This window comes from Bradyrhizobium sp. AUGA SZCCT0158 (assembly GCF_018130065.1).
Taxonomy (GTDB): domain Bacteria; phylum Pseudomonadota; class Alphaproteobacteria; order Rhizobiales; family Xanthobacteraceae; genus Bradyrhizobium.
This window is the reverse complement of record NZ_JAFCME010000005.1, coordinates 175,064-191,596: the sequence shown is the minus strand read 5'-3', so window position 1 is coordinate 191,596 and position 16,533 is coordinate 175,064. Positions and strand designations below refer to the sequence as shown.

The 16,533-nt window shown below is 63.8% G+C and carries 14 protein-coding genes and 1 tRNA gene; 6 read left to right on the top strand and 9 right to left on the bottom strand.

The window, feature by feature from the left end:
- Nucleotide 1: 1 nt before the first annotated feature.
- The 4 genes from JQ574_RS09460 to JQ574_RS09445 all read right to left on the bottom strand — a co-directional run bounded on the left by JQ574_RS09460 (nt 2) and on the right by JQ574_RS09445 (nt 4,275).
- Complete coding sequence (locus tag JQ574_RS09460) at nt 2-655, bottom strand: response regulator transcription factor (protein ID WP_212210306.1); 654 nt, start codon at nt 653-655, stop codon at nt 2-4.
- Nucleotides 652-2,727, bottom strand: coding sequence for an ATP-binding protein (locus JQ574_RS09455; RefSeq protein WP_212210305.1), 2,076 nt, complete (start codon nt 2,725-2,727; stop codon nt 652-654). The genes JQ574_RS09460 and JQ574_RS09455 overlap by 4 nt, the downstream gene beginning before the upstream one ends.
- A gap of 210 nt (nt 2,728-2,937) precedes the next feature.
- Complete coding sequence (locus JQ574_RS09450; RefSeq protein WP_212210304.1) at nt 2,938-3,678, bottom strand: hypothetical protein; 741 nt, start codon at nt 3,676-3,678, stop codon at nt 2,938-2,940.
- 390 nt (nt 3,679-4,068) lie between these two features.
- Entirely contained in the window at nt 4,069-4,275 is a 207-nt protein-coding gene (locus tag JQ574_RS09445) for a hypothetical protein (protein ID WP_212210303.1), read from the bottom strand.
- Nucleotides 4,276-4,591: 316 nt separating this feature from the next.
- Between JQ574_RS09445 and JQ574_RS09440 the strand changes: the two genes are divergently transcribed.
- Complete coding sequence (locus tag JQ574_RS09440; RefSeq protein WP_212210302.1) at nt 4,592-4,780, top strand: bacteriocin; 189 nt, start codon at nt 4,592-4,594, stop codon at nt 4,778-4,780.
- Between the two features lie 641 nt (nt 4,781-5,421).
- The gene (locus JQ574_RS09435) at nt 5,422-5,781 is read left to right on the top strand and encodes a hypothetical protein (protein ID WP_212210301.1); all 360 of its coding nucleotides are present in this window, start codon (nt 5,422-5,424) and stop codon (nt 5,779-5,781) included.
- 920 nt (nt 5,782-6,701) lie between these two features.
- On the opposite strand, the gene JQ574_RS09430 is transcribed toward JQ574_RS09435, so the two are convergent.
- The 4 genes from JQ574_RS09430 to JQ574_RS09415 all read right to left on the bottom strand — a co-directional run bounded on the left by JQ574_RS09430 (nt 6,702) and on the right by JQ574_RS09415 (nt 10,716).
- Nucleotides 6,702-6,777, bottom strand: a tRNA-Thr gene (locus JQ574_RS09430).
- A gap of 95 nt (nt 6,778-6,872) precedes the next feature.
- Nucleotides 6,873-8,648: a heme biosynthesis protein HemY gene (locus JQ574_RS09425; protein WP_212210300.1), complete on the bottom strand. Its 1,776-nt coding sequence runs from the start codon at nt 8,646-8,648 to the stop codon at nt 6,873-6,875.
- Between the two features lie 8 nt (nt 8,649-8,656).
- The gene (locus JQ574_RS09420; protein WP_212210299.1) at nt 8,657-9,916 is read right to left on the bottom strand and encodes a COG4223 family protein; all 1,260 of its coding nucleotides are present in this window, start codon (nt 9,914-9,916) and stop codon (nt 8,657-8,659) included.
- 53 nt (nt 9,917-9,969) lie between these two features.
- Nucleotides 9,970-10,716, bottom strand: coding sequence for a uroporphyrinogen-III synthase (locus JQ574_RS09415; protein WP_212210298.1), 747 nt, complete (start codon nt 10,714-10,716; stop codon nt 9,970-9,972).
- Nucleotides 10,717-10,860: 144 nt separating this feature from the next.
- Between JQ574_RS09415 and tsaD the strand changes: the two genes are divergently transcribed.
- The 4 genes from tsaD to JQ574_RS09395 all read left to right on the top strand — a co-directional run bounded on the left by tsaD (nt 10,861) and on the right by JQ574_RS09395 (nt 14,919).
- Complete coding sequence (gene tsaD / locus JQ574_RS09410) at nt 10,861-11,934, top strand: tRNA (adenosine(37)-N6)-threonylcarbamoyltransferase complex transferase subunit TsaD (RefSeq protein ID WP_212210353.1); 1,074 nt, start codon at nt 10,861-10,863, stop codon at nt 11,932-11,934.
- Between the two features lie 2 nt (nt 11,935-11,936).
- Nucleotides 11,937-12,917: an NAD(P)H-dependent glycerol-3-phosphate dehydrogenase gene (locus JQ574_RS09405; protein ID WP_212210297.1), complete on the top strand. Its 981-nt coding sequence runs from the start codon at nt 11,937-11,939 to the stop codon at nt 12,915-12,917.
- A complete protein-coding gene (locus JQ574_RS09400; protein ID WP_212210296.1) occupies nt 12,918-13,331 on the top strand; it encodes an EVE domain-containing protein in 414 nt (137 codons plus the stop codon).
- Between the two features lie 250 nt (nt 13,332-13,581).
- The gene (locus tag JQ574_RS09395; protein WP_212210295.1) at nt 13,582-14,919 is read left to right on the top strand and encodes a GGDEF domain-containing protein; all 1,338 of its coding nucleotides are present in this window, start codon (nt 13,582-13,584) and stop codon (nt 14,917-14,919) included.
- 142 nt (nt 14,920-15,061) lie between these two features.
- Here the strand turns inward: JQ574_RS09395 and JQ574_RS09390 are convergent, their stop codons facing one another.
- A complete protein-coding gene (locus JQ574_RS09390; protein ID WP_212210294.1) occupies nt 15,062-16,243 on the bottom strand; it encodes a DNA topoisomerase IB in 1,182 nt (393 codons plus the stop codon).
- Nucleotides 16,244-16,533 lie beyond the last annotated feature (290 nt).

The window sequence follows — 16,533 nt, the reverse complement described above, 5'->3', positions numbered from 1 at the left end:
CTCAATTTGGAGTCGTAAGCCAGCCCTGCTTGATGCCATAGCGAACGATATCCGCGCGGCTATGCAGCCCCTTCTTTTCGGAGGCGCGCGCCTTGTAGGTCTCCACGCTCTTGACGCTGATTTCGAGTTGCCCGCCGATCTGCTTGTTGCTGAATCCCTGCGACACGAGTTTGAGGACGTCCTCTTCGCGAGGGCTGAGCTCACCGCCATCGTCCTCGCCCGCCGACGCGAGTTCGGGCACTTTCGCCGATGTCTTTTCGGCGATCGCAGGATCGAGGTAGAGCGATCCCTCGTTGACGGCCCGGATGGCGCGAAGCAATTCGTCTCCGGCCGATCGCTTCAACAGATATCCCCTCGCTCCGGCGTCCAGCACCGGGTGGACGTAGGCGCGATCCTCATGAACGGTCAGCGCGATGATCTTCACTGCCGGACACCGCTTGCTCAGACGACGCGCGAGTTCCATGCCGCTGAAATCCGGCAGGGACAGATCGATCACCGCGATATCCGGGGAGCATTCACAAATCGCCTTCAAGCCTGCCGCTCCCGTATTCGCCTCACCAACCAGTTCGACGTCGGGCACGTCCAGCAGCAGCGCGCGAATGCCCGCCAGCACGACAGGATGATCATCGACGAGGGCGATGCGAATGCGGGTCATCTGACGCTCACAAGCTCTTCCAGCGGAATCTGGACAAAGATCGTACTGCCTTTTCCTGGCGCGGATTCCAGGGCAATCTTGCCGCCGAGAAGCGCCACGCGTTCCTTCATGCCGGAAAGCCCCAATCCGGGCGCCCGGCCGTCCGACACATTGCGTTGCGAGGTTTCCGGATCGAAACCTATTCCGTCGTCCTCAAGAACCAACGCCAACCCTTCCGATTTTTTTTCGAGCACGAGACTGATCTTGCTGGCCTGGGCATGCTTCAGAACGTTGTTCAACCCTTCCTGAACCAACCTGTACAGCACCGCCGCCACATCGGCGGGAAGTTGATCGTCTCGCCCGAACGTCTGAACATCGACACGAACGCCATAACGCTCCTGCCACTCCGCAACGTAGGCCTCGATCGCTTTGAAAATTCCGAGGTCGTCGATCGCCGTCGGCCGCAGGTCCGAAGCCGTGCGATGAATATCGCGGCCTATCTGCGCCGCGAGCTGTTCCAGCCATCGTACCTGCTCGGTTGCCGCTGCTCCGTTGTTTCCTCTAGCGAGCCCCTGCTCGAGTGCCTTGAGGCCTAGCGACAACCCTGTCACCGTCTGGCCGATCTGATCGTGCAGTTCCCGCGATATCCGGCGCTGCTCCTCTTCCTGGGCGGAGGCAAGCCGTCGCAGCAGATGCGACCGCTCCGCCTCCGCGCGCTTGGACACGTCAATGTCGGCGAGCACACCGTGAATCACATGGCGATGATTGGGCCGCCCTTCAGCTCTCCCTGCCGCGCGCAACCAATACTCACCGCGGTCGTCGGACTGAATCTGAAATGCGACGCTGCTCGACTTGCCGCTCTCCAGGCATGCAGCGCCAAAGGCCGCCAGCGCCGGCCGATGCGATGGTTCGACTTTCGCGAAAATCCCGTCGGCAGGCCATTTTGTTTCGCCCGATCGGGCGGCCGGCAGACCCAGCAGTGCGCAAAAGCGGCTGCAGCCGCTGAACTCGTTTGTGTACAGATCCCAGCGCCAGGTGCCGAGCTCGGCGGCGTCGATCGCAAGCGCCCCTCGTTTTTCGCTGTCCAGCAAAGCCGCTGCCGATTCGAGCGCCTCCATGCGACGCCGGCGGGCAATTTCCCGGGCGATCACCAGACCAAGGGCAATGGCGAGCCCGACGCTTGCGGCGGTTCCGCCAAACAACAGTCGCAAGGAGCGAGACACCGGAGCGTTCAGTTCAGCGAGCGGAACGCCCACATGCACCGACCATCCTTCGGTGCCGGCCAGCACGCGATGGACGGTTTCGACATCCATGCCCTCACTGGTCTTGGTGTTGCGCGAATTCGCGCCGCCGCGAGCAATGGCTTCCTGCACTGCAGGCGTTTTCGCGTCTGCCTTGGCGGTGTTGGTGTCGGGCGTGCGCGCCACCATCCGCTCTTTGGCGTCGATCACGGTGCCGGCCCATCCGGCCGGCAGTCCGGCTTGACCGAGGATCGTGCCGATCTGGTCGGGCAACAACCCGATCGTCAGGATGTAGCGGAGTTCACCATCCCTGATGACCGGGACACGCAGGGACACCAGCTGTTTGCCGATCGCAGCCTGGTACGGACCAAGTCCGCCAAGGACCGGCTTTCGCGTGCGGACGGCGGCGTTGAAACTTTCACTGTCCATGACCGGTCCGAGCGGCGCACCGAGCGGGCGCAGCACGTTCAATACCTGCTCCTGATCCGGCTTCGTCAGCGCGGCCGTCTCCCAGAGCGGGCGGGCGGCCACGATCCGCGTTGCCTCCAGATAGAAGTCACCCAAATTCCCGTTGTCGAGTGCGGCCGAACTCGCGAGCGTTTCCGCGACCTGCATCTCACGCGAAATTTCGGCTTCGATCTGATGCGCGACCTGGGTCAGCGCTTCGGTGGCCGCTTTACGCGCGTAGCTGCGTTCCTGGTCAGCGGTGATGTAGGCGATCCATCCCCCGAGAAGCAGGACCGGGATGGCGGCGGTCAGAGCCAGCGCGGCGAACAGCCATATGCCCTCGTTCCTTCGTCCTGAACCGGAGGAAAGCCTGTCAGCCAACTCCGCGATTACAGCTGTGCGCATCTATCGTTCCGCCGGAGCAAATTGAACCCGGACCACCCTTACGGGATTTGGCGGATCGGACCAGCCTGACCTTGGTCTGCCAGGCATGGTGTTGGCCGCACGGACGTCAGGTAAATCCTGACGCTCGCAATCCATCGGGGTTCCAGATCCTTTGGTTCCGGCCCCGCCAAAGCTGGGCATGAACCTCAGGGACGGCAGCCGATCAAACCACTAGCGGGGTCGTGCTGCGTCGTCGGCCAGTTCCAGGGGATCTTGAGCGGCCTCAAAACGGGGGATGAGGTCGGCGGGAAGTGCAACCAGCTTTGCTGCACGGTTGGCGGACGATCCAAATACGGTGGCTGCCGCGATGTGCTTTGCCAGTTGCGTATAGTCGTTCCATACCAGATAGAACATCAGCGGTGGCTGCTCGCCATTATCAAGCAATCGGCTGGCGCGTTCGCCGGCTCCCTCGGTTAGCCACCATTGGTGCGCCAACGTGACTATCCTTCGAAAATTGCGAATCGTGCCGGACTGCTTGCCTGGTTCAACGCCAGACAATTGGGCGCAATGCGTCAACCAATTGAGGCCGGCCACAATAGCAATCGCAAAATCGGTCGTCGCAGTTCCGGTGAAATCGATCACGGTCTCGTCGTGAGGACGCTGAAACAAGTAAGCGTTCATCATCTCGATCTGGCGGTCCGAACCGGTCAGCAACTCGAATTGCGGGCTTGGCACCATCGTCACATATCGCATCGCTTCGAGTCGGGTGTGATCCCAAACCGAGCTGATATCGCCATCCAGATCCGAAAGCGCCCGCTTGCAGGCCGGATAGATCAGTTTGCCGTTATCGGCATCATCGAGGTACCGCGGAACGCGGCTGCGTAATTCCTCAAGGATGACGTGCGGTCCGCCGCCGCGTCCCCGGTCGGCGGACTTCGTCGAAGGCTTTTTCGATTTCCACCAGTCGAACACTGCCTTGCCCTCTGGCCAGGCGGAGAAATCAGGAGCAAAGCCAGATTATAGCGACCGCCATTGGCAAGCCCAAGACCAGGGCAACGGCAATTGTCGATGTGAATGCGGAAAGCAAATTTACCCCCAGTTGCACCTTGCCCGGTTCAGACATGGCTCTACTCCACGGTTCGGAAAGGCAAAAAGCCGTCACCGGGACAGCGGAGACGGCCTCTCGCCGCACACTCGTTTCCAGAAGGGACAGCGCAGGGTGCGCCGACATGGTTAATGGAGGGTTAACGGCGCAGCATAGGCAGGGAAAAATGCCGTAAATAGCTTCCGAGCACCGCGGAGATCGTATCCGGGAGAAAGATCACCGCCCGTACCACTGTTGCCGTGAGCACGGAATGCTGTTCAGGCGCGGGCGATCCATCGGCGCAACCATGCCCACGCACACCATGCAAAGAAGATCGCTCCCGGAGCCGTTACCGTGAATTGCACCCAGTTTCCGGATTTCCACGCGTTGATAGCAGCAAATATCGCCAGCGCGGCAAACGCGCACGAGACCAACGCGAATATCAGGAGTAGCGCACGCGGATAGATGTCGGACTCGTCCTTCATTTCGAGCGAGTTCGTCACGTTGCTTGGGAGGCACCTCGCTGAGTCGACGGTTGAGCAACGCCACAGGGGCGGCGCTCTTCACCTTCAGGTATATTTTCAGCATGCGGCGCCTCCATGTTCGGACAAGCATGGCAGCAGGTGCATGAGCGCTCTCTGCTTTGCCGACATAAACGCGATATGCGGGGCGCTCCGTGATGCCGGTCACGCATCGGCTGTTACCTGGGGAACAGCGCATCATTGCAAGACGGGGCATTTTTCCGAGATCGACGGAACGGGGCGAATGATCGCGCCGGTCGAGCTAAACGGAGGATGTGCCATGTCTACCGGGAATCAGAACGAACTTCGCGAAATCACCGAGAACGACCTCGCCGCTGTCACTGGAGGCGGATATATCCATCTGCATCCGACTGGCTTTGGCGCCAGGACCGACTTCATGATCGCCCAGAAGCAGCTCATGGAGAGCAACTATCGCGGCGCAATCGAAGCCCCGACAATTCGGCTGTAAGTGAAACGGTCACTTTGACCAAAAGTCGCCCCGGTCGGCGTGACCGACCTGGGGCGGATGTCGTGACCACGCTGCGCTACCGGGAGCTGGCCACAAATTTCCGCTGATCTACACCGATCAGTTGAGAATACGCGCGTAGAGCGGGAGAGAGGCTGGTGCCGCAAACAGGACTCGAACCTGTGACCCCGTTCGGTTAGCCGCCGAATGCCAACACCGTTTGCGCGGGTCTCCGACAGGCGGGCCGACGCAGTAGACAAGAATCGACGTGAAGCCAGCGGCCTTTGCCGTGGTCGGTGTCCCGCCTGACCAGTATCGCAATCGAGAATTTGGTTTTCGCCGCCATGGCATGACGCAATCAAAGCGCAGCCGCGTCGGACTCGCGAATCACACCCGCCCTTGCGCCCTGAAAAGCATCGGGGCGCGACCGGCGGCGGGTGTGGATAGATCAGCGGACGAATCGCTTGCGCGGATCACGTCCGCTTTAACGCTATCAGCGGACTTCGTTGGTCCTTCGCATTAGGTCCGTTAAGTGCCAATAGCCGACGGCGCAGCATTGACACTCGGCGATATCAGAATGCACCTTCGATGGCCTCGACAGCTTTCTTGGTTGCCCTCACTTGGATGCTCGGAGCTGCTTTATAATGAACGGCCTGTCAGAAGATGCACTGAATGAGAAATTGGCCGGCATACAGTTGGCATTGTTCGAATTGATTTGGCCCGCATTCACATGGATCAAAGGCATTTACGCTGCCGCCGACCCGCAGAAGTGTTTCATTCATATTCGAGCCGACGAACCGCCGTCACATGCTGAGTGGGACGACTGCGTTCGACTACTCAATGAAATATTTGCTTCGGCTGCAGGGAATTCAAAACTGTCGGTAGAAGCAGAGTGCAGTGGAACCCCGCCCCCTGCCACTGCTTTCAGGGAGATTATGTCGCAGGCAATCTTTGAATTGATTGCCACAGACGTCGCCCCTTGGCGATTGCATGCTGGTCGATAACGGCTGCATAGCCGCGAGTTCGGCTCTGGGTCATTCGCGTCGCTTCGGCATGATGCGTCGTAGGTCCGCTTTGCCTTCAGCATCGGACAAGGCATCGACGCCAAACAAGGTTGAGCGTGTCTATAGCGGCCGACCGAATCATTCCGCTAGGTCAGCACCACGGGCGGGACAGAGTAGGAGCGGCGTCCAAAGTTGCACGCATTAGCGCCTTCCGTTCCCGCCGGACAAGGGCAAGTGACTTGCTGGAAATCAGGACGACCGCCGCTGTTCGCGAAGCCGCCGCTGGGCTGCTTCGCCCTTTTGACGTTCTGTCTCGCATCGCGCGCGGCTGCCTGTTTCGGGCGCGTTTAAGCCTACCAAGCCAGAAAAATAGCGCGAACCGCGGCTTTGACTTGAAACCATCGATCATCTTAAACCGCTTCGGGTCTGCCCATTTGATTCTGCGAAATTTGTGGACGTTGTCAGGCATGGGCCCATCATCTTAGCGTTCACGCGTTGCGAGGCCACTGACCTTGACCGACGTTAGGACGGCGTTGACTACGTTCTTCAGTTGTCGGCCTTCATTTTAATCAAATCGGAACGAAGCGCTTTAGAGTGCCTTGACCCAGTGCCGCAGCGGTCGGGGGAATCGTACAATGAAAATCCTAGCAGCGTTGAGCCGGGTCGCCTCCCGGCCGGAAAGACCAACCCCGCGCGCCCGCCCGTTCGACGATGGCCTTGTCGAACTCGCCCGATTGATAGCGCGCGAAGTGCCTGCCGAGGACGCTGAAGCCTCGTCAACCGCCCCCAACGCCCACCCGCCGCAGAGCGAACGGCGATAGCGCTCAAGGGCCGAACAGGCAGATTGGCCGCGCGGGGCGCTACCTACCCCCGACCTACCCCGGCTGATTTTTGAAGGTGCCGAAAACCGGCTAAGTCATTGGTGCCGCAAACAGGACTCGAACCTGTGACCCCGTCATTACGAATGACGTGCTCTACCAACTGAGCTATTGCGGCGGACCAGACGCAGCGTTCGGCAAATGGGCCGAAAACGCGTGCCACCTGATATCGGGCAGCGCCCGCCTTGGCAAGAAAAACGCTGCCTCCCAACTCTACTCCCCGCCCCAGCGTGACAAAAATCCCCGCCAGCCGCCGGCCTGGGCCTTGGGCGGGCCGATTTGCTGGGCGAATTCGTCCGGAGGGCCGTCTTCGTCGATTCCCGGGTCGTCCGGCGCCCGGACAATGGGAATCACGGCCGGAATCGGTGCCGGAACCGCCTTCGGAATGTCCTGGCGGGCGCGAAACAGCGGCGCGGCAACGGCGGGCGCCGGTTGTTGGGCGGGCGGCGGCGTCGGTGCGGGGGACGGCTCAGGCTCCGCCGCAGGGGCGGGTTCCGGTTCGACGCTGGCGGCGGGCGGCGCGTTGTCCTGGGCGGCCGCAGCCGCGGGCGCGACAACAGGCTCCGGCGCGACGGGGGCCGCCGGTTCCGCCGGCCCGCTTTCGACCGGGGCCGGAGCCGGCGGCTCGAGCACGACCGCGCGGCGCGGCGTCGCCAGCATCGCCTCTTCGAACGGTGAGGATTCGATGGCGGGGCCCTTGTCGGACGGCAAGGCCGCGACCGGCGTCTGCCACTGAAAGGCGTCGAGGCGGCCGGTGACCGGCGAGACCGGCCGCCAGCGATCGCTGACATAGCCATCCGCGGTCCAGGCCGGATCGTGCAGCGCGCGCACCGCGCGCAAGGTCCACGCCCTCGCCCGGCCGCTGTCGCCATGTTCGGTGCGCTCGATCTCCGCCATCAGCAGCGCCACCCGCTGCGTCGGCGCGGTGATGAACGGCGCCAGCGCTTCGCGCGCTTTGGTAAATTCGGAGGCGTCGATCGCGGCGCGCGCGATCGCGAGCGCGCCCTCGATATGGCCGGGTGCTTTCGCCGCCAGCGTTTCGACGCGCACCAGCCGCTGGCGCGCGGAATCGCCGAGCTTCACATGGGCATAGGCATCGGCGAGATCAGGATGCGGCTGCGCCAGCCACGCGGTTTCGACCAAGCGCATCGAACGCCGCACCTGATGCGCCTCGCTTTCAAATTTGCTCGCGAGCACCGCGGCCGGCACCAGCGTCGGTGCCAGCTTGACCGCCTCCATCACGCTTTGGCGCGCGAGATCGCGATCGACCTTCTCCAGCTCAAGCGCGCGTGCGGTCAGCAGCACGCCGCGGTGACGGCGATAGGTCGTCTTGTCGATCAGCCCCGAGGATTGGTTGTTGTCGAGAATACGGAGCGCGCCGGTCCAGTCGCTCTTGGCGCAGCAGAAGCCGAGCACGGCATGCGACGCCCATGACGATGACGGCGACAGTTTCAGCGCTTCCTCGGCGACCATCACGGCGGCGACGGGATCATCCGCGCGCTGCGCCTCGATGAACAGGCCGCGCAGGCCCAATAGCCGCGTATCCTCACGCTCGGCCATGGCGTGGAAAGCGCGCTGCGCGCCTTCGCGATCGCCATCGAGCTGCGCCGATTGCGCTTCCAGCAGCAGCGCCAGCGGATCCTCTGCCGCATGGCGGCGCGCGACTTCGGCATGCGTGCGGGCGGCGGTGGAATCGCCGTGACCGATCGCGAGCAATCCCTGCGTGATCGCGTGCCGGCCGCGGGCGTGACGCTTCTCGCGCCGATTGCGGCGCAGACGCGCCGGCGTGCGCCACAGGCCGCGCAGGATCGCCCACAGCATGACGGCCGCAACGATGACGATGCCAAGCCCCGCCAAGAACCTCGGCAGCGTGGTCGATATCTTCAGATTGCCCGACAACAGCACGACGTCGCCGGGCTGCTCGGCCACCCACGACGCGCCCGCTGCACCAAGCGCGATCAACAGCAGAAACAAAATGATCCGGACCATCGGATTCCTTATTGCGCCGGTTTGGCGAGCACGGCCATGGCGTCGGCCGCAAATTGACGGGAGGCGGCCAGCGCGGCATCGCGCGCATCGGCCTTGTCGAGCCAGGCTTGCGCCGGGGCGCGATCGGCCGGCGCCAGCGTTTTCAATTCGCGCCGTGCTTCATTGGCATCGTTGCGCAACGCCGCCGCGGTCGCCCGCGCCACCACCGCGCCGCGGTCATTGCCGGCGGTATCGGTGCGTTCGATGCGGACCAGCTTGGCGGCGCCGGCCTGCAACCGCTCGACGATGCCCGAACCAGTCGTGGCGGCGTCCTGCGGCACCGCCGGCGACAATTTCGGCACCAGCGTCAGCAATTCGCCCGAGAGCTTGCCGGCGTTCGGCACGCCCGTTGCCGCGAACGGCTCAAGCGGCTTCAGCGCGTCGGCGTTTGGCGCCAGCGCCTTCGCCGTATTCAGCGCCGCCGGATAGGGATCGCCGGTTCGCACGAGACCATCGAGCAAAGCCGCCGCCACCACCCGGCGCAGCGGCTGATCGTCGGCAGGTTTGGTCTCGACCGGCTTTAAGTCGGCGATCTTGCTGCCTTGCTGCGCGATCTCCGCGGCCTGCGCCCGTACGCTGCTTTCGATCTTCGCGATCTGCTCGTTGATCCCGGAAAGATCGGGCGCGGGTGCGGGAGTGCCGTCGGTACGCGGCGCCAATTTCACTTCGTTGACGGAGGACGCAAGTTTTTCGTTCTGCGTGCGCGCGGTTGCGAGTTCGCCGCGCAACGTGGCGAGCGATTTTTCCAGCGTATCAATCCGCGCCAGGGAAGCCGGATCGGCCACCGGCGCGGCGGGCTTGCTTGTTTTCGTCTCCAGGCCTGCGACACGCGTGGTGAGACCATCGATCGCGGCGTTGAGTTGCGGCGCAGGCGGCGCTGCCGCCGGCTGAACGGCGGGCCAGCCCAGCATCCAGCCGACGCCGATCACGAGCGCGGCCGCCACCGCGCCGGAGAGGGGCGCAACGATCCAGGGCGAGACCGGCGCCGGCGCAGGCACCGGTTGCGGCGCCGGTTCCGCCGCGGCCGCCGCGGTTGCAGTCTCGGTGTCGGCCGCCGCGGCCTCAGGCGCCGCGGTCTCGGGCGCGGCGGTATCCGCACTCGTTGTATCGCCTGCTTTCGCAGGTTCGCTGGTCACTTCGGTCGCCTCGAGATCGATCGTCGGCGGCTCGCGCTTGGGCCGCTCCGATTCGGGCGGTGATCCCTGATTTTCGGGCCTGTCGTCGACCATCGCAGCGGTTCCCTTAGCGTGAGTTGCCCTGAACCTATCAGAATCGGGCGGGGTTAGGCCAATCGGGTCCGCAAAGCACGGCTCAAAGCCTCGAACAAGGCATTTTCGTCGGCCTGGGCGGCCGCCGTGACCTGCGTCGCGCCGGCATCGCGCAAGACGGCGGCAACGGCAGCGGAAATGCAGCATTGTGGCAACGCCAGCGCCGATATTTCGACGCCGCCCGACCGCGCCGCGTTCAGAAAGGCGCGCGCGCTGCGGCGTGAATAATGCAGCACCGCATCGATCTGGTTCGCCACGAAAGCGTCACATATTTCCTGCGGCAGGCTGGACGCCGGAATCATCCGGTAGGTCGTGTGCGTCACGACGGTGAACCCCTTCTCGCCCAATTCGCCCGCGAGATCGCGCGCGAGATCGGCGCCGGCCAGATAGAGCAGCGTGCTGGCTTTCTTGAGTTGCTTCGATTTCACAGCTCCCAGCACCAGATCGCGCAACGCACCGGCATCGCCCCTGGCCGCCATCACCTCGCTGAAACCGGCGTCGCGGGCAGCCGAGGCGGTGTGTTCGCCGACCGCGAACAGCGGCAATTTCAGCAGCCGGCTATCGGCCAGATGCGGCGCGATGGCGCGCAGCGCGTTGGCTGACGTGACGATGATGGCGCCGTAACGGGCATCGGCATCGTCATGGAACGGCACCGCCTCAAATCGCAGCATCGGCGCCCGAAGCACTTCAAAACCCCTGGCGCGAAGGGCTGCGGCGGTGGCCTCATCGTCCGGATGCGGGCGCGTGACGAGAACGGCCATGCCTCAGATCTCCAAAAATACCTTGGCGCAAAATGTTTCGGCTTTAACCGGCGATTGCACCCAGAGACCTCGTAATGCTACCGGGTTACGGAAGCGTTGTTTTGACCTGATGCGCAAGGGATCAAATTGGATAACGACACGCCGATGCTGGTGCTGGGTATCGAGACCACCTGCGACGAGACCGCGGCGGCGGTGATCGAGCGGGCGAGTGACGGCAGCGGCCGCATCCTGTCCAATATCGTGCGCTCGCAGACCGACGAGCACGCCCGCTTCGGCGGCGTGGTGCCGGAGATCGCAGCGCGCGCCCATGTCGATCTGCTCGACGGCATTGTCGATAGCGCGATGAAAGAGGCCGGGATCGGCTATGCGCAATTGTCGGCGGTCGCCGCCGCCGCGGGTCCCGGCCTGATCGGCGGGGTGATCGTCGGCCTCACCACCGCAAAGGCGATCGCGATGGTGCACGACACGCCGCTGATCGCGGTCAACCATCTCGAGGCCCACGCGCTGACGCCGCGGCTGACTTGCGCGCTGGCGTTTCCCTATTGCCTGTTTCTTGCCTCGGGCGGTCACACCCAGATCGTCGCGGTGGTCGGCGTCGGCAAATATGTCCGGCTCGGCACCACCGTCGACGACGCCATGGGCGAAGCCTTCGACAAGGTCGCCAAGATGTTGTCGCTGCCCTATCCCGGCGGACCGGAGGTCGAGCGCGCGGCCGCCGGCGGCGATCCGAAGCGATTTGCGTTTCCGCGCCCGATGCTCGGACGGCCGGATGCGAATTTCTCGCTGTCGGGACTGAAGACCGCCGTGCGCAACGAGACCAGCCGGATGATGCCGTTGGAGCCGCAGGATGTCAGCGATCTCTGCGCCAGTTTCCAGGCCGCGGTGCTGGAATCCACCGCCGATCGATTGAGCGTCGGCCTGCGGCTGTTCCACGAGCAGTTCGGTCCGCCCCGCGCGCTGGTCGCGGCCGGCGGCGTCGCCGCCAACCACGCGATCCGCGACGCGCTGCAGGATGTAGCGGCGAAAGCGCAGACCACGCTGATCATTCCGCCGCCGGCGCTCTGCACCGATAACGGGGCGATGATCGCCTGGGCCGGCGCCGAGCGGATGGCGCTTGGACTGACCGATACGATGGATGCGCCGCCCCGCGCGCGCTGGCTGCTCGATGCCAATGCCGCAGCGCCGGCGGGCTACGCCAACACCAGGGCGGGATTCTAGCGATGCCGTTGGACAACACCGTCGCTGTGATCGGCGCGGGCGCCTGGGGCACGGCGCTTGCGGCCGTCGCGGCGCGCGCCGGCCGCGATGTCATCCTTTATGCACGCAACGCCGAAAACGCCGCGCAAATGAAGATGGCGCATGCCAATCCGCGGCTGCCGGGCATGCGCCTGGACCAGCGCATCGAAATCACCAACCGCATCGCGGCGGCGGCCGGCGCCCACATTATCCTGATCGCGACGCCCGCGCAGAATTTGCGTGAAGCGGCGCTGGCGCTGGCGCCGCATCTGAAGAAGGCGACGCCGGTTATCGCCACCGCCAAGGGCATCGAGCGCGGCACGCATAAATTCATGACCGAAGTGATCGCGGAAGCCGCCCCCGACGCGATACCTGCGATCCTGTCGGGACCGAGCTTCGCCGACGATGTGGCGCGCGGACTTCCGACCGCCGTGACGCTGGCGGCAAAGGACGAAGCACTGGCAAGCGCGCTGGTGCAGGCGCTCGGCTCATCCACCTTCCGGCCCTATCACACCACGGATATCCGCGGCGTCGAGATCGGCGGGGCGGCGAAGAACGTGCTGGCGATCGCGGCCGGCATCGTTGAAGGACGCAAGCTCGGCGCCTCGGCGCTGGCCGCCTTGACCACGCGCGGCTTCAGCGAGCTGGCACGGCTTGGCCGCGCCTGCGGAGCGCGCGCCGAAACGCTGGCGGGACTTTCCGGATTGGGCGATCTGATCCTGAGCTGCTCGAGCCTGCAATCGCGCAATTTCGCACTCGGCATCGCGCTCGGGCGCGGCGAGCAGCCGGCGCGCGACAAGCTTGCGGAGGGCGCCTTCACCGCGCCCGTGCTGATCGAGCTGGCGGCTTCGCAAAATGTCGACATGCCGGTATCAAATGCGGTGGCAGCGATTCTGGCCGGCAAGGTGACGATCGATGCCGCGATCGAAGGCCTGCTGACGCGGCCGTTCAAGGCGGAGGAATAAATGGCGTACTGGCTGGTGAAGTCCGAGCCCTCGGTGTGGTCGTGGGATATGCAGGTTGCGAAAGGCGCCAAGGGCGAAGCCTGGACCGGCGTGCGCAATTTCACCGCGCGGCAGAATCTCGTGGCCATGAAGAAAGGCGACCGCGCCTTCTTCTACCACTCCAACGAGGGCAAGGAGATCGTCGGCATCGCGGAGATCATCAAGGAGGCCTATCCCGATCCGACCGACAAGACCGGCAAGTTCGTCTGCGTCGACATCAAGGCCGACAAGCCGCTGAAGACCCCGGTGACGATGGCCGCAATCAAGGCCGACAAGAAGCTGGCCGCGATGGCGCTGGTGAAGTATTCGCGGCTGTCGGTCCAGCCGGTCACCGCGGACGAATGGAAGATGGTCTGCAAGATGGGCGGATTGTAACGCCTCGCGGAAGCAGCGCGCAGTGCCGACGCGCTTGGGTGGAACCTGGCGGGGGTCAGACACAAAATCGCGAAACAACTCGATGCAAAGTATCGGGGCTTCTTAATCAGGGTAATATAGCACCTTATCCTGGCACCTTAACCATCCCCTTATCCCGTAATACTCCCCGATCCCGTTGCAGGAGAAATTTAGCATTTCGGGCGCTAACTCCTGCCGCGTGCGGCAAGCACGCCAGCGGGAGAGATACGCCTTGAGATCGGGTTCCAGCAGCCTGAACGCGACGCCGCTCGACGATGCGGCGGACGTGCTCGTGACGCCGGCGCTCGAAGCCGAGACCGAGCGCCTGCTGTCCCAGCGCACGCGCGACATCCGGTTCTCTCCCGAGATGGTTCGCGCCTATCGCAGGAAGGACTGGCCGCAACGCAGCAAGATCGCGCGCGCGTGGATGGTCTGGGTCGGGCTGATCAGCGTCGCGTTCGTTCCGATCAGCTACCTGCTGGCGCCCGACTTCCTCATGCACACCACCATCATCAGCGGCCTGCTGGTTCCGGCGATGCACGGCTGTGCCTATCTGGTCTGGCGAAAACCGCGCAGCGCCGCGGTCGAAGGCCTGTCGCTGCTGCTGTTGATGACATCAGTCATGATTGCTTACGGCTTCCTCGCGGTCGCGGCCGGTGGCAACTACGAGCGCTTCCTCACCTGCATCATGTACGTCAACACGATCGCGATCGTGGTGTTCAGCGTCGACTATCTCTGGACGCTGTCTTTGATGATCTGCTCCATCGGGATCTTCTTCGGCTTTGAAATCTTCAATCCCGCGATCGAATCCAAGGAAGCGGTCGGAACGTCGATCTTCTATGCGATGGGCATGTATGCGGCGACGATCGCGCGGAAAACCCAGTCGCTCCTCGGTCAAAAAGCCTTCCTGCTGTCCTTGCGCAACCAGTATCGCAGCGACGCCCTGAGGCGCGCCAACCATCAACTGGAAATACTGGCGACGCGCGACCCGCTTACCGGGCTCGGCAATCGCCGTTCGGCGACCGATCTGATCGACCGGCTCTGGCGCGACCCGACGGTTCCGAAAGCCAGTATCGCGTTCATCATGGCCGATATCGACTTGTTCAAGCACCTGAACGATACCGCCGGCCACGCCGCCGGCGACGCCTGCATCAGGCGGGTAGCTGATACGATCGAGGACTCGGTCCGGCTCGGCCTGGATGCGGTGTTCCGCTATGGCGGCGAGGAATTCCTCGTCGTTCTCGCGCATGCCACGCCCGATCTGGCCTGGACGATCGCGCAACGCATCCGCAGCGCAGTGGAGGGGCTCGGCATCGTCAATCCCGGAATCCATCCCGCCAACGATTCGACCTGCGTGGTGACAATCAGCCTCGGCGTCGCCTTCGCGAACGAAGGTGCCGCACCGGAGATGGTAGCCAAATGGGCTGACGATGCCCTGTACGACGCCAAGCGCGGCGGCAGGAATGTTGTGTTCCTGTCGAATGCGCATGTTGCCGGCGAGGATGCGCGTGATGTGCAGCCGGTCGGCGTGGATGAACGGAAGATGTCCTCAAAGGTAGGCGGGCAGTAGCGCTCGCAATCTGTCATTGCCGGGCATAGCCGTCCGTAGGACGGCGTCGCTTCCGCTCGCCTATGACCCGGTAATCCATCAAACTTCGAAAAGCTCTTCTGAAGATGGATGCGCGGGTCAAGCCCGCGCATGACGGCGTTACCTACGCCGCCGCGGCAGCGGTCACCACTTGCGCCAGCAGCGCCTCGCGTTTCGACTGCGAACGGTAGCCCTTCATGGTCGCGGCGAAGCGCTCGAGGATGCCGTCCTCGAAGGCGGTGACGATGGTATCGTGGACGTAGCTCTTGCGGCAGATCGCCGGCGTATTCGACAGTTCATCGGCGGCAGCCCGAACCGCTTCCAGCACCTGCTTCTTGCGGCCGCGGGCGCTCGCCGCCGGCGAGATCCGCGACAATGACTCCAAAACCACGGCTGACGCCATCAGGGTGCGGAAATCCTTCAGCGAAATCTTGATGCCGGCGATCTCGCGCAGGAACCCGTTCACCGTCGTGGTCGAGACAGTACGCACGGTGCCGGAATTGTCGCGATACTGGAACATGCGCTTGCCCGGCACGCTGCGCAGGATGCCGATCGCGCGCACGAGCTTGGCCGCATCGCATTCCTTGCGCACGGCTTTGCCGCCCTTGGCCTTGAAGGTCAGGACGAAGCTGTCGTCTTCCAGCGTGACGTTGGACTTCAAAAGCGTGGTGGCGCCGCGGGTGCCGTTCAGGCGCGCGTAGGATTCGTTGCCGGGCCGGATCGCGGTGCGGGCGATCAGTTCGATCACGGCCGATAGCGCGAACTCGCGCGTCGGCTCGTCGCCGGACAGATGCATCGAGACGTTGCGGCGGATCTTCGGCAAGGCCGCAACCAGGCGCGCCAGGCGATGCGCCTTGCGGTGCTCGCGGACCTTTTCCCAATCGGCGTGGTAGCGGTATTGCAGCCGGCCGGCGGCATCGACGCCGACCGCCTGCAGATGCGAGGTCGGATCGGGCGAATAGCGCACCTGCTGATAGGCCGGCGGCACCGCCATCGAGTTCAGGCGCCGGATGGTGCCGGCGTGGCGGATCGCCGTGCCGTTGGCGCGAACAAATGAATAGGTCTTGCCACGCTTGATGCGGCGGATCGTCAGCTCGTTCTGGTCGCCGAGCTTGAGACCCAGTTCCTGCGCCAGCGACTCGACCGAAATCTTCGGCTCATGCTTGGCGAGCCTTTCTTTCGGAGAAGGGATTTTCGCGGGGGCCTTCAGCGGCGCTTTCGGCAATTGGCCAAGCGCTTCTGCCAGTGCGACGGCAGGATCAGCGGAATTGGGCCGCGTAGCCTCGAAATTCACCTGATCCATCATGACCGTCGTTGTCCTGCTCCGCTGTTCGTCCGGTAATGCCGCTTGCTACGGCTTGGTTCCGGCGGGGCCCTGCACCCCGGAAAGGCCATTTAGGGGGTAACGAACCCCTTTGCGAGTCCCGATTCCGCGATGAACGGTTATTAGATACCGGTCATGGGAGCCATTCGCGCGATAACGTTGATTTTGGGTCGCACCAAAACGCGAAAGTGATGGCCGGACCGGGCCGGCCGGGGCACTGCGGGAGCGCGGGAAACCGACCAAGGTCGCAGATGTTTCCGCCTTGTCCGGGC